Origin of the sequence: Rhizobium lentis, assembly GCF_014200175.1 — a bacterium.
Classification (GTDB): domain Bacteria; phylum Pseudomonadota; class Alphaproteobacteria; order Rhizobiales; family Rhizobiaceae; genus Rhizobium; species Rhizobium mulingense.
The window spans coordinates 111970-123849 of sequence record NZ_JACHBD010000004.1 but is presented as its reverse complement, the minus strand read 5'-3'; the positions used below and the strand labels follow the sequence as shown (position 1 = coordinate 123849).

Annotated in this window: 14 protein-coding genes; 9 read left to right on the top strand and 5 right to left on the bottom strand. The window is 60.9% G+C overall.

The window, feature by feature from the left end:
- Positions 1-3: 3 nt before the first annotated feature.
- From GGI60_RS11185 to GGI60_RS11160, 6 genes are all read left to right on the top strand, one after another.
- Positions 4-1050 (top strand): substrate-binding domain-containing protein, encoded by a 1047-nt coding sequence (locus tag GGI60_RS11185; protein WP_183915699.1) that lies wholly within the window; start codon positions 4-6, stop codon positions 1048-1050.
- Between the two features lie 64 nt (positions 1051-1114).
- The gene (locus GGI60_RS11180; protein ID WP_183915698.1) at positions 1115-2626 is read left to right on the top strand and encodes a sugar ABC transporter ATP-binding protein; all 1512 of its coding nucleotides are present in this window, start codon (positions 1115-1117) and stop codon (positions 2624-2626) included.
- Positions 2627-2644: 18 nt separating this feature from the next.
- Entirely contained in the window at positions 2645-3619 is a 975-nt protein-coding gene (locus tag GGI60_RS11175; protein ID WP_183915696.1) for an ABC transporter permease, read from the top strand.
- Positions 3616-4488, top strand: a complete 873-nt coding sequence (locus tag GGI60_RS11170; RefSeq protein ID WP_183915694.1) for a MurR/RpiR family transcriptional regulator — start codon at positions 3616-3618, stop codon at positions 4486-4488. The genes GGI60_RS11175 and GGI60_RS11170 overlap by 4 nt, the downstream gene beginning before the upstream one ends.
- Positions 4485-5369, top strand: a complete 885-nt coding sequence (locus tag GGI60_RS11165) for a ribokinase (protein ID WP_183915692.1) — start codon at positions 4485-4487, stop codon at positions 5367-5369. The genes GGI60_RS11170 and GGI60_RS11165 overlap by 4 nt, the downstream gene beginning before the upstream one ends.
- Before the next feature lie 855 nt (positions 5370-6224).
- The gene (locus tag GGI60_RS11160) at positions 6225-6518 is read left to right on the top strand and encodes a DUF982 domain-containing protein (protein WP_183915690.1); all 294 of its coding nucleotides are present in this window, start codon (positions 6225-6227) and stop codon (positions 6516-6518) included.
- Between the two features lie 127 nt (positions 6519-6645).
- On the opposite strand, the gene GGI60_RS11155 is transcribed toward GGI60_RS11160, so the two are convergent.
- Positions 6646-7479: a nickel-binding protein gene (locus GGI60_RS11155; protein ID WP_183915688.1), complete on the bottom strand. Its 834-nt coding sequence runs from the start codon at positions 7477-7479 to the stop codon at positions 6646-6648.
- Between the two features lie 416 nt (positions 7480-7895).
- Here GGI60_RS11155 and GGI60_RS11150 point away from each other — a divergent pair, with 416 nt between their 5' ends.
- The 3 genes from GGI60_RS11150 to GGI60_RS11140 all read left to right on the top strand — a co-directional run bounded on the left by GGI60_RS11150 (position 7896) and on the right by GGI60_RS11140 (position 8676).
- Positions 7896-8153 carry a DUF982 domain-containing protein gene (locus tag GGI60_RS11150; protein ID WP_038688810.1) on the top strand — a complete coding sequence of 86 codons (258 nt, stop codon included), beginning with the start codon at positions 7896-7898 and terminating at the stop codon, positions 8151-8153.
- A 116-nt stretch (positions 8154-8269) separates the two neighbouring features.
- Positions 8270-8440 carry a hypothetical protein gene (locus GGI60_RS11145; protein WP_164517744.1) on the top strand — a complete coding sequence of 57 codons (171 nt, stop codon included), beginning with the start codon at positions 8270-8272 and terminating at the stop codon, positions 8438-8440.
- Positions 8440-8676, top strand: coding sequence for a hypothetical protein (locus GGI60_RS11140; protein WP_183915686.1), 237 nt, complete (start codon positions 8440-8442; stop codon positions 8674-8676). Before GGI60_RS11145 ends, GGI60_RS11140 begins: the two co-directional genes overlap by 1 nt.
- 162 nt (positions 8677-8838) lie before the next feature.
- Here the strand turns inward: GGI60_RS11140 and GGI60_RS11135 are convergent, their stop codons facing one another.
- From GGI60_RS11135 to GGI60_RS11120, 4 genes are all read right to left on the bottom strand, one after another.
- Entirely contained in the window at positions 8839-9390 is a 552-nt protein-coding gene (locus GGI60_RS11135) for a nuclear transport factor 2 family protein (protein ID WP_183915684.1), read from the bottom strand.
- Positions 9391-9470: 80 nt separating this feature from the next.
- Positions 9471-10274, bottom strand: coding sequence for an SDR family oxidoreductase (locus GGI60_RS11130; RefSeq protein WP_183915682.1), 804 nt, complete (start codon positions 10272-10274; stop codon positions 9471-9473).
- Between the two features lie 54 nt (positions 10275-10328).
- Entirely contained in the window at positions 10329-10727 is a 399-nt protein-coding gene (locus tag GGI60_RS11125; protein ID WP_183915680.1) for a heme-binding protein, read from the bottom strand.
- 170 nt (positions 10728-10897) lie between these two features.
- Positions 10898-11785, bottom strand: a complete 888-nt coding sequence (locus GGI60_RS11120) for a helix-turn-helix domain-containing protein (RefSeq protein ID WP_183915678.1) — start codon at positions 11783-11785, stop codon at positions 10898-10900.
- Positions 11786-11880 lie beyond the last annotated feature (95 nt).

Genomic DNA, 11880 nt, shown 5'->3' with positions numbered 1-11880 from the left:
TCCATGAACAGATTTTTTGCCGCGGCTCTTGCCGCCACCCTTTGTGCTGGCATCGCGACAGCGCAGGACCTGAGGCCGCTCAACTCGGACTCCGAGCCGGACCGCATGGACTGGGCCGACCTTGACGCCAAGCTCGGCCCGCTGCCGAAACTGGCGGATGGTCTCAAGGTCGGCGGTGTCTCCAAGACGCTGACCAATGAATACTGGCGCTCCCTCGGCGAGGGCTATCAGAAGTTCGCGGACAAGCTCGGTGTAACCGTCGCCTATCAGGCAGCTCAGAGCGAAGGTGACCAGTTGGGTCAGCTGACGATCGCTGAAGGCATGGTCACGCAGGGCTACAATGTTCTGCTCGTCTCCCCGCAGACCGATGCCAATCTTCAGCCGGTCATGGAACAGGCCAAGGCGGCCAATGTGCCGGTCGTGAACGTCAACGACGCGGTGATCCCGCAGGCAGAGCATTATGTCGGTAATGTCCAGCGCGACAATGGCGTCCGCGTCGCCAAGTGGTTCGTCGAGAACCGCCCGAACGGCGGCAAGGTCGCGATCATCGAAGGTCAGGCGGGCGTCTACGCTGCCGTGCAGCGCACTAGCGGCTTCAAGAGCACGATCGAGGAAGGCGGCAAGTTCACCGTTGTCGCAAGCGTTCCCGGCAACTGGGATCGGCAGATGTCCTACGACGCGGCGACCACCATCCTGCAGCAGCATCCGGATCTCGTCGGCTTCTACTGCAACAATGACGGCATGGCTCTTGGCGTCGTCGAAGCCGTGAAGGCGGCGGGCCTGCAGGACAAGGTCGTGGTCTTCGGCACCGACGGTATCTCGGACGCCTACAAGTCGATCGAAGCCGGTGAGCTCACGGGCACCGTCGACAGCTTCCCCGTTCTGACGGGCGAGGTCGCGATGGAAGTCGCTCTTCGCCTCGTCGCGGGCCAGAAGCTGCCGCGCGTTGTGGCGACGCCACAGGCGCTGATTACCAAGGACAACGTCAAGGACTTCCAGGGCAAGGGTGTCGACATACGCACGGTGCTGATGAAGGCCGCAGGCAAGTAAGCCTCCCAAGGCGGGACGGCCGTCGCTCGGCCGGTCGTCCTCACTCTCAAAAGGGTTCAGTTCCATGGCTCCTTCCAGACTGGCATTCGAAGACATTTCCAAGGTCTTTCCCGGCGTCAAGGCGCTCTCGGAAGTCTCCTTCGAGGTCGCGCCAGGTGAAATTCACGCGCTTCTCGGTGAGAATGGGGCGGGAAAATCGACGCTCCTGCGCATCCTCTCCGGCGTCTTTCGGCCGACGCAGGGCGAGGTGAAGGTCGATGGCACGGTCCATCATTTCCGCAAGCCGGAGAGCGCCCGCCAGGCGGGGATCGCCATGATCCATCAGGAACTGCAGCAGGTTCCCCATCTCACCGTCGCCCAGAACATGTTTCTCGGTCATTCCCTCACCAGGCTCGGCGGCCTCATCGTTGACCGCCGCGAGCAGGAGCGCCGGGCGGCTGAAGCCCTGGCGATGATCGACCCGTCGATCGACCCCTCGGCGCCGATTTCCTCGTTGAAGGTGGCCCAACGGCAGGTCGTCGAGATCGCCCGCGCCCTCCTCGACAGAGCCAGGATCGTTGCCATGGACGAGCCGACGTCGAGCCTGACGCCCAGTGAGTTCGACCGGCTGGCCGGGATCATCGAACGGCTTGCCGCCGGCGGCGTGTCGATCATCTATGTGTCCCACAAGATGGACGAGGTCTTCCGGGTTTGCCGCAGGGCGACGGTGATGCGTGACGGAAAGGTCGTCCGCACAGGCATCGATCTCAGGGCGAGCGCGCCGGACGAAGTCATCGGCATGATGGTCGGCCGCGAACTGCTGGCCGAAGCGCACCATTCGCACGCGACCCGCACCGTGAGTGTCGAAGTCCGCAATCTTTCAACGCACCGTATCCGCGACGTTTCGTTCGACCTCCACAAGGGCGAGGTTCTAGGCGTGGCCGGTCTGGTTGGCTCAGGCCGGACGGAGCTTCTGCGCGCAATATCCGGCGCCGACAGGTTGGCTGCAGGCACGGTCAAAGTCGATGGGACGACCCTGGCGCTATCCAATCCTCGCGCGGCGATTGCCGCCGGCATCGGTCTGCTCCCTGAGGAGCGTAAGCGGGAAGGGATCATTCCCGGACGGTCGGTCACCTCGAACATGGCACTGCCTTCGATGGCGCGTTTCTCCAAGGCAGGCATCATCAATCACCGCAAGCTCAAGCGGACCGCCGAAGACCTTCTCACGCGCGTAAAACTGCGGCCATTTCAGCTCGACCGCCAAATCAAGCTTTTCAGCGGCGGCAATCAGCAGAAGGCCATCATTGCGCGGTGGCTGGCGGCCGGCTCGCGCATCCTGCTTTTCGATGAGCCGACCCGAGGCATCGACGTCGGCGCCAAATCAGAAATCTACCGTCTGATCGAAGACCTCGCCGCCGGGGGGCACGGCGTGATCGTCGTGTCCTCCGAGCTCCCGGAGGTGCTGAGGGTGTCCGATCGTGTGCTCGTGATGCGCGACGGTGCTGTCGCGGCTGAACTCGGCCGCGATCAGATGAGTGAAGAAACCATCGTCTCCCATGCCGTCGGCACGACCGCAAGCCGCATCGGCACGGCGTGACCAACAGGGAAAAAGCCCATGTCTGACACCATCGAGAATACCGCAGCGCCGGCAACCAGATTTGTCGGATCCTTATCGGTCCGCGATGCCGGCACGCTGATCGGCCTCGTCGCCATTGTGATCATCTTCGGCCTTTTGGCTCCCGAATTTCTCTCGCAGAGAAATCTCTTGAACATTCTCCAACAGTCCAGCATCAACGCCTGCCTGGCGCTCGGCATGACCCTGGTGATCATCTCCGGCGGCATCGACCTCTCCGTCGGTCCGACGGCGGCGATTGCTGCCGTCATCTCGGCAACGCTGCTTGTGGCCGGTATTCCGGTTCCTCTCGCCATCCTTGCCGGACTCGGCATCGGCGTCCTCTGTGGCCTCGTCAATGGCGTGCTTGTTGCCTATGCCGGGCTGCAGCCCTTCATTGTGACGCTCGGCACGCTCAGCACCTATCGAGCCATTGCGCTCATCTATACCGGCGGCAACCCTGTGCTCGGTGTCCCGCAAGGCTTCCGGACGCTGTTCAACGGCAGCATCGCCGGCATTCCGAATTCTGTCGTGATGGTTGCTGTCGTCGCCCTCTTGGCTTGGGTGCTTCTCAAGAAGACTCCCCTGGGTGAATACCTACTCGCGGTCGGCGGCAATGAGGAAGCGGCTTACGTCGCCGGTGTCCCGATCGCCATGACCAAGATTACGGCCTATGTGATCTCCGGCGTCCTGGCGGCGCTCGCCTCGATGATCCTCATCGGCCGGCTTGGTGCCGCCGAGCCGATCCTCGGCAATCTGTGGGAGCTAGATGCGATCGCCGCAGCGGCAATCGGCGGGGCGTCGTTGATGGGCGGCAAGGGCAGCGTCATCGGCACGTTGCTCGGGGCGATCATTCTGGGCGCGATGCGCAACGGATTGACGTTGATGAACGTGCAGGCCTTCTACCAACTTCTTGCCACTGGCCTTATTATCCTTGTCGCGATGATGATAGATCGCGTCACAAGGGGACGGGGATGAATTCTGCAAATGATCTCAAGGCGGTGGGCCCGCGCATCCGGATGATGATGCCTCAGCTCACCCCCTTGGAGGCGCGTGTCGTCGAGACGGTTTTCGGACTGAGGGACTTCTCTGAAGACACCGCGCTCAAGGACTTGGCGGCCGAGGCGGGGGTTTCCGAGGCGATGGTCGTAAAGATCGCCAAGAAACTGGGATTCAGCGGCTTTCGTGACTTTCGCACCGCCGTCTCGAACTACAACAAGCTGCCGACAGCGGAGATGCATCAGGAACTTTCCGCGGAAGACAGTTCCGCCGAAATTATCCAGAAGGTCTTCCGTACATCGATCAACGCGCTGGAGGAAACCCTTGCGATCCTTGATGTCGATGCCTTCGATCGCGCCGCCGACTTGTTGGCGAAACCGGGACAGCGCGATTTTTATGGTGTCGGAGGTTCGGCGCAAATCGCCCGCGATGTCGCTCACAAATTCCTGAGGATCGGTGTTCGCTGCAGCGTCCAGGACGACTCGCACATGATGCTGATGTCGGCTTCCCTGCTGGGGGCTGACGACGTGGCTATAGGATTTTCCCATTCGGGCAACACCACGGCAGTAATCGAAGCGATACAGCTCGCGCGGAAGTCCGGCGCCCGGACGATCGCCATCACCAATTACGGCGGATCGGCTTTGGCTCAGATCGCCGATATCGTTCTGTGTTCGACGGCGCAAGGATCGCCCCTGATGGGCGAGAACGCGGCGGCGCGGATTGCCCAACTCAACATTCTCGACGCACTTTTCATGGCCGTCGCCAAGAGAAACTATCAGGCGGCGGAGAGAAATCTCGAACGAACGATGTCCGCCGTGACATCCAAGCGCAAGGACAAGCTTCCATGACCACTGCTTCGCCCTCCGTCGTCGTCTTCGGCAGCCTGCACTACGACATCATGGTGTACGGCCCGGCGCGTCCGCGGAAGGGTGAAACGGTCACGGGAAGCAGCTGGCATCCCAAATGCGGCGGCAAGGGCGGCAATCAGGCGCTGTCGGCTGCCAGAGCCGGCGTGTCGTCTCATATGATCGGCGCTGTCGCCGACGACGATTTCGGACGCGCTTTGATCGACAACCTTGGGCTTGGCAACGTGGATAACCGCTTCGTCAAGACGGTGGCCGGCGTCGGCAGCGGCATGAGCGTCGCAATCTTCGATGGGCAGGGCGATTACGGCGCAGTGATCGTATCGGGCAGCAACCTTGCGCTCGGCCAGTCGGATGTCGACGCCGCCAAGGAGGTGTTTGCTGGCGGCGGCATTCTGGTGTTGCAGAACGAGGTTCCAGATCTTGCCAACGTCGCGGCGGCAAGAGCGATGAAGGAGGCCGGCGGGCAGGTGGTGCTCAATGCGGCGCCGGCGCGGCCCTTGTCAGACGACCTCGCGCAGCTTGTCGATGTTGTCGTCGTGAATGCGATCGAGGCGGAGCAGTTGGCGCAGGGTTCGGTCGTCGACAGCTTGGCCGGGGCGCTGGATGCGGCAACGCGACTGGCTGAACGTTTTGCCGTTGTTGTGGTCACGGCGGGTGGAGAAGGGGTAGCCTGCGCGACGAAGAACGGCGAAGCCTTCTTGATTGCGGCGGTCAAGGTTGAACTGGTGAGCACGCACGGCGCCGGTGACGAGTTCACTGGGGTGCTCGCTGCCGAACTCGCCCGCGGGCGTGAAATCCGCGCGGCGGTGGATTCGGCGAACCGCGCCGCCGCTGTGCTGGTTAGCACGCGCCGCACCAGGTAGAGCATTTCCTGGTTAGATTGAATCATTCTGTTGGCTTAAACGGCGGATGATCGACCGGCCGACGCTTCTCGTAGTCAAGCTCTACGGCGAAAGCCGGCCGGTCGAGCAGCCGGCCCGTTTCAGCAAACCTTCCCTCAGATTTGCCAGGCAAATCCGCAAGACTTGACTATCGCCGGACGCACCGATCGCTTCGCCGTGGCGGAGGGCTGCGGCCGGTGGGCCGGGCATCTCTAGCCAAGATCAGAGGCAACCGGCCCGGACGTACCTTGGGGTATGCCTGTCGCCAACCGCATCTGCGCTGACGAAAACCTGCTCCGGCAGAATGCTTCAATCTAACCAGGAGATGCTCTAGGCGCCGCGCGCTTCGAGCAGTGCCCCTGGCGAAGTTGGCGCTCGGGAAATTCCCGATGCATTTTAGTAGCTGCACGAGCGAGCGTTGCCAGGTCTGAATCCACCTGCGCAAGCCGGGTTCCTCGATGTATCCAGCTGATACTGATAATCCTCCCTGTCGTGTTTCGCAGGTGAGGTGCAGGCGGACGCCAGGGCGGATAGGCCGATCAGGACGCCGGCTACGGCGAATCTCACAATCCGGTTCATCTGCATCTCCTTCGGCTCGATCCTCGCCTGCAATCTATCATGGCAGGATATGGATTCGCGAGCAGGGATGGACGTGATGACATGCGCGGCAACGGCTGTAATTGCACATTTTGTGTCCAGCTGATCCGCTGGTTATTCTGTCGTTATGGAAGTAGTTACAATGTCTTTATCGGCAGAACATAGTCGATTTATGTTGAAATATTCAGGCTTTTTCCTTAATATAAAACCATAAAAAAGTAATATAAATGGGAGGATACTATGCCAGAAGCTCGGTTCGAGCCGGTTTTTCTTCGCCGTCAGCATTTCGTCGCAGAGATCACGAGTCTCGACGAAATTATGGATTTTCTGGACGAATGGCCGCAGGACAAACGAGGTTTGGCATATGAAACGCTGCTAAAGGCGTGCAGGGATACGGCGAACGGTCGTTTCCCGCTGAACGCGGCGCGGGAGAATTTCCGGCGGTTTCTGAAGATGTCGGGCGTGCTGGCGAAGGCCGAGGGCGCGGCGAAATTCGAGCAGCTGATGAGCGATCATCCAATCGGCAATGCCTGATCATAAGCGCACGGCCACGGCCGAAACGAGGCGGGTTCGGCCGCCGCGAGAAAATCGGCGGTGCGCTAATGCGTGTCGCCCGGAAATGTGCAGCGGTTCCGGGCGACACGCATAAAAATACAGGGCTTTAGCTCAGTTGCCGGCTGGCGTTGGTCCAGTCGCATTGGAAAACCAGCATCGGCTTGGAAAATCCCTTGAGCCGCCTGCGCGTCGCGTGGGCAAAGACATCGGTCGCGCCATATTCCCGGAAAATATTCTCCGACACCAGGATCTGGTCGCTGGCGGCTGCCGCGCAGAGGCGGGCCGCCAGTTGCACGGTCGAGCCGAAGAGGTCGTTGCTGTCCTCGACCGGCTCGCCGCAATCGATCCCGATGCGGATATGGAGCGGCTGAGCATTGTTGCCGCCGTTGTAATGTTGGAATTCCTGCTGGATCGCCATGGCGCATTCAACGGCTGCCGTTGTCGCCGCGAAGGCCGCCATGATGCCGTCGCCGGTGTGCTTGACTTCGCGGCCTGAATTTTTGCTGAGGCATCGGCGCACGATTGCGTCATGGGCCCGGACCAACTCTGTTCCCATGCGGTCGCCGAGGCGCGCCGTCATCTCGGTCGAGCCGACGATATCGGTAAAGAGGATCGCCCGGTGGCCTGGATCCATTTGCGGCGACTGGCCGGGCGCTGGATCAGGGTCATTGATGCGGCCGAGAAAGGCCTCGACCGCCGAGAGAGCCACCTCGACGATCTCGTTGGCGACAAAGCCGTGCGCCTCGCGATGAACGCATTGGACGGCTGCCATATCGGGCGCATCCACTAGGCAGAAGGCCGTCCCGCGCCGCTCGTCGAACCAGTAAGTGAGAAACTTGACGCCGTATTGATCCTGAATGTCGATATCCATGCGATGTGCCTGGGCGACCTCGGCGGCCGAGGTACCTTCGAGGTAGTGCCGGTCCATGAAGATGGGCATCGCGCGTCCTCCCAGATCCGCCGCATGCAAGAAACGGCATTGTACGATCTGGATGCCTCCCCGTCCACCTTCGGGACAATCAACGATGCATCGTCGCGCTGCGTTGCTTCCGGAAAAGGAACGCGTTGCTGCATCTTCGATAGAATATTAAGAAAATAGCCAGTTTTAACGAGTAGGCTCGGTGCGCTAAGTCTGATATTTACCATAATCTGTCATTTAATGACTGATAGCAGGGTTTCCGGACCCCCTCGAGAGGCTGCAGGCGTTTCCCGTTCTCAGGCCTCGCCCGCCGGATCCTGGTTGGAGAGACATGTCTGTCGCGGCTATGATTGGCCAAGATCGAAAAGCCGCCGCCAACGGCACGCAAATTGCATTTCATCGATTAGCTCGCCGAAATCAGGAAAAGCTGTAACAAAGTGAGACAGAGGGCACATTTTCGACCGGTCGGCCTGGCCTCGATGGGGCTCGGGCACTATGCCGTTATTAACTCGGTGTGGGATGCCGCGCGCACGCTCCTCCATGACTGGCCGGTGGATGACGGCGAAGAATATTTCGAAGCCGTCAAAGCCTGCCTGGATGCGATTATCGGCGATCTTCCGCCCGATCATGTCCGGGCCGCCTTCGTCAGGGCTGCGCAGGAGGCGGGTATCGCTGTCATAGAAGCCGCCGACTGAACAGCGGCCGCATCTCAATCTCCGTTTTCTCCCGTTTCCAGGTGAAGGTCCCGCGGTGCTTGACTTCTGCGGGCAAGGGTCTAAATTAGAACAAAACAGGAACACAGGAGATGGTCATGACACATACGGAACAGGTGATCGCCAACGCCCTGGCCCTCGTCGAAGCCTCCCGCGCGGCCCGCGAACGGGATCAGCAGCGTCGCGCCGCCTGGCAGAAAAAGGTCGAACTCAGCCGGCCGCTGCCGCCCTTGCCGCGGCCGGTCCAATTGCCGCTGGCGTTGAACTGATGCAGCCGGCAAAGACGTTCAGACCCGATCCGGTTTGCTCCACCCCGACTTGGCCTGATCGCGCATGGGAGGTGGAGGCCGTGCTTGCCTGGCATGACGACGATGCCAAGGCGGCGATCCGCACGCTGCTCGACGACTGCAGGCATCTGCGCCGGCAACTGGCGCTGGCGGAAAGCGTGATGAGCCGCGGAATGGCCCGCGGCTGGACACCGCGATACGAACGCGACGCACTTTGAAACATGCCCGCCCGAGATACCAGTGACGCATCGATAGTGGCGCCGAGAAACCGTAGAAGAGGGCGGCCGATCGATCGCGCAGAGGCGGGCATCCGAGTGATATGGTGCAGAATGTCCGCCGCGCCATCTGGGAACGGCAAGTTTGGTTCGACCTGGAAGACACTAGTCGACCGGCGTCACACGGGTCCACAAGGCGTTGAACACGATCGAATCGAAGAAGGCCGAGGCACGGACGATACGGCCGTCGCGCATGTCGAGAAACCAGGCATAGGTGTTTGCGTAGGGCTCTCCGTCGCGGGCGATGCCGCGGGCGTCGAAAAAGACGATCACAGTGTCGCCGTCGACATACACATTGCGGATCGCCGGCTTCAGCGGTGCCTTCATTCGAGCATTAAACGGGCGGATCACCTCACGCAGGAATGCCTCGCGGCTTGGATAGGTCTTCGATGCCAGCGAATAGCCCTCGATTGTCCAGCGGGCGTCGTCGGCGAGGAGATCATAAGGACTGCCTGTGCCGGCCGCCCAGGCTTCGAAGCCAGCCTCGATGGCTGCCTTGTTGCGGCGTTCGGTTTCAGTGAGAGACTGCGCTGCGGCGGCGTGCGCTTCGAGCCCGCCCAGAGCAAGGATGGCGGTAGCGATGCCGAGGGTCGCGTTGAAGATGCGCCTGGCCCGGGATTGCGGGCGGCAGACGGCTGCCGTTGCAGTGTAGGACATGGTTTTCTCCGGAGGGTAAACGAGTGGGTCGACACCCGCTGGTCGGGTGCCGCTTGCGGCGCTCGCCGCCAGAAATCTGCTTAGATCTGGTTTTCCCAGGCTCTCAGCTGATGCTCCTTCAGCATGTCCTCGATGACCTTCGGAACGACGTTGCGGAACCTGCCGGTGTCGGCCGGAACGACTTCGATCATCCGGTCGATCATTTCCTTCGGGTCCATCTTACCTTCGGGCGTTGCGAAGAAATCGTCGAAGCCCTTTCGCAGATCTGCGCGCTTCGTGAAGTTCTTGCTGTCATCCAGCCAGCGGAACGGATTGTCCGCCATCGTCTCGTTGTAGCCGGTGTAGTAGGCGCCGGGGTTGATTGTCTGGATCTTGATGCCGTAAGGGGCGAGTTCCTGCTGCAGCGCTTCGGCGATCGATTCCAACGCGTGCTTGGTGGAGACATAGGTGCCCCAGTTGGCCGGAGTGAAGAGGCCGCCCATCGAGGACGTGAAGACCACTTTGCCTTTCTTGCCTTCGCGCACCCATCTCTGGACGACGCCCTGAGTCAGCACCAGCGGCAGGAAGACGTTGACTTCGTAATTCTTGCGAACAAGTTCGATCGGGATTTCCCAAACCGGGCCGGCTTCGCCCATACCGGCATTGTTCCAAAGAACGTCGATATCCCATCCCTGCGCCTGCTTGATGTCGTAGGGATCCGTGAGGTCGAGACGCTCGACACGGACGTTCTTCAGGCCGAGGGTGGCGACCTCCTCACGCAGCGGCGTAACCTGCGAGGAAACCTGCGTCGTCGCGATGATGCTGTGGCCGTTCTTGGCCATGCCGATGGCGGCACCCTTGCCGAAGCCGGAGCCTGCGCCAGTGATCAAAATGGTCTTTGTCATGAGACATTCCTTTCGATGGTTTCGGGTTGGTCGAAATCAAATGTTGGCATAGCGTCATGCGACGGCCGCAGCCGCTGCCTGCGCGATTTCGAGATCCTGTGGAACTGCTCCGCCGGAAACGCCAACGGCGCCGATCACCGTGCCGTCGCCGGCAAAGAGCGAGATGCCGCCGGCAAAGGGAGTTAGGCCGCCATTGGATAGTTCGAGGGCATGGGCGGGAGCGCCTGGTTTGCAATATTCCCAGACGGCCTCGCTTGTCGTTCGAAACAATACGGCCGTCCGGGCTTTGCCCATAGCGAGGTCGATCGAGCCGAGCACTGCGCCGTCCATTCGGCCAAACGCCTTGAGATGCGCTCCGGCGTCCAAGACTGCGATATTGACCGGCACACCGATCTCATTAGCCCGCGCCTCACCTGCGGCGATGACCCTGCGAGCTTCGTCAATGGAAATCATCTCCTGTCTCCTCTTTTCAGTTCGGGGGCTAGCGCTCCCCGCTCGATGAGACAGGTGTATAGGCGGAACCGGTCGGCAGTATTTTCAGTTCTTGCTGCGCTATGCGCAAATCTTGCGCTCCGGCGTGCGGCATGCGCGAACCGAGAACTATCTCCGATAGGCGGAAGCCGCTAACCGGTGAAGAGCGCGCGGTATTGGCCGGGCGTCAAACCGGTCATCTTCCGGAAGACCCGGGTGAAATTCGCCTGCGAGCCGAAGCCGGTATCGAACGCGATCTCCACGAGCGAGGACCGTGCGAGCCGGAGCTTTTCCTTGGCCGCCTCGATCCGTCGCTCGGTGACGTAGCGATGCGGCGTCAGGCCGGTAGCCTTGCGAAACATGCGGGCAAAATGAAAGGCGCTGAGGCAAGCCTCCGCGGCAAGGTCATCCAGCGAGATTTCGGCTGCGATGCGGGCTTCAATGAAATCGAAGACGCGTTGCAGCCTTCTTGGGTCGACAGTCGGCGCCCGTGCGGCAGGTTGCCAGCGAACAGACGAATAGGTGCCGAGCAGGTGCGCCGCCAGCGCCGTCTGGATGCCGTCCAGATAGAGGCGATCAGTCGGTTCAAGGCTTCTGTTCAACAAACCTCGAAAGAGTTGACCGATCTGCAGCACCATCGGATCGGGGACGCCTCCCGCATAGGCGAGCTGCACCTTGGCCGGATCGATGTCGAAGTTTGAAAGTGCGCTCTCACCAACGAGCGAGGGCGGCAGGAAGATGTGGAGGGACTCGGGCATGGTACCCATGATTTCTACACCGCTCTCATGGACACCCGCTGGACATATCCAAGCGACACCGGGGCGGGCAATCGCATCCCGCCTGTGGCCGTCACCCGTCCACCTGATCTTCGACTGCCCCGAGAGCAGGACGGCTATTTCCGTGCATTCGAGTGTAAGGTCGACCTGCCAGCCCGGATCGAAATGTCTGAGCTCGACCTGCAGCGATGAGCAATCAACGAGCCCACCCACTCGCTCACTGGTCCGATACTTTCTGTCACCTTGCGATTCCACGAAAGACATGACGCATCCATGCCGCCAATGTTACAAATTCGTATTGTTCAGTCTCGGTAAGGCAGATTGCCGCCGCCACGCTATGTGATCTGCGCTCAACTTTG

Coding starts and splice junctions, on each gene's coding strand:
- GGI60_RS11120 (WP_183915678.1), bottom strand. CDS start 11,785: ATGTCTTTCGTGGAATCGCAAGGTGACAGAAAGTATCGGACCAGTGAG.
- GGI60_RS11135 (WP_183915684.1), bottom strand. CDS start 9,390: ATGTCCTACACTGCAACGGCAGCCGTCTGCCGCCCGCAATCCCGGGCC.
- GGI60_RS11180 (WP_183915698.1), top strand. CDS start 1,115: ATGGCTCCTTCCAGACTGGCATTCGAAGACATTTCCAAGGTCTTTCCC.
- GGI60_RS11125 (WP_183915680.1), bottom strand. CDS start 10,727: ATGATTTCCATTGACGAAGCTCGCAGGGTCATCGCCGCAGGTGAGGCG.
- GGI60_RS11185 (WP_183915699.1), top strand. CDS start 4: ATGAACAGATTTTTTGCCGCGGCTCTTGCCGCCACCCTTTGTGCTGGC.
- GGI60_RS11170 (WP_183915694.1), top strand. CDS start 3,616: ATGAATTCTGCAAATGATCTCAAGGCGGTGGGCCCGCGCATCCGGATG.
- GGI60_RS11155 (WP_183915688.1), bottom strand. CDS start 7,479: ATGCCCATCTTCATGGACCGGCACTACCTCGAAGGTACCTCGGCCGCC.
- GGI60_RS11140 (WP_183915686.1), top strand. CDS start 8,440: ATGCAGCCGGCAAAGACGTTCAGACCCGATCCGGTTTGCTCCACCCCG.
- GGI60_RS11145 (WP_164517744.1), top strand. CDS start 8,270: ATGACACATACGGAACAGGTGATCGCCAACGCCCTGGCCCTCGTCGAA.
- GGI60_RS11175 (WP_183915696.1), top strand. CDS start 2,645: ATGTCTGACACCATCGAGAATACCGCAGCGCCGGCAACCAGATTTGTC.
- GGI60_RS11130 (WP_183915682.1), bottom strand. CDS start 10,274: ATGACAAAGACCATTTTGATCACTGGCGCAGGCTCCGGCTTCGGCAAG.
- GGI60_RS11160 (WP_183915690.1), top strand. CDS start 6,225: ATGCCAGAAGCTCGGTTCGAGCCGGTTTTTCTTCGCCGTCAGCATTTC.
- GGI60_RS11165 (WP_183915692.1), top strand. CDS start 4,485: ATGACCACTGCTTCGCCCTCCGTCGTCGTCTTCGGCAGCCTGCACTAC.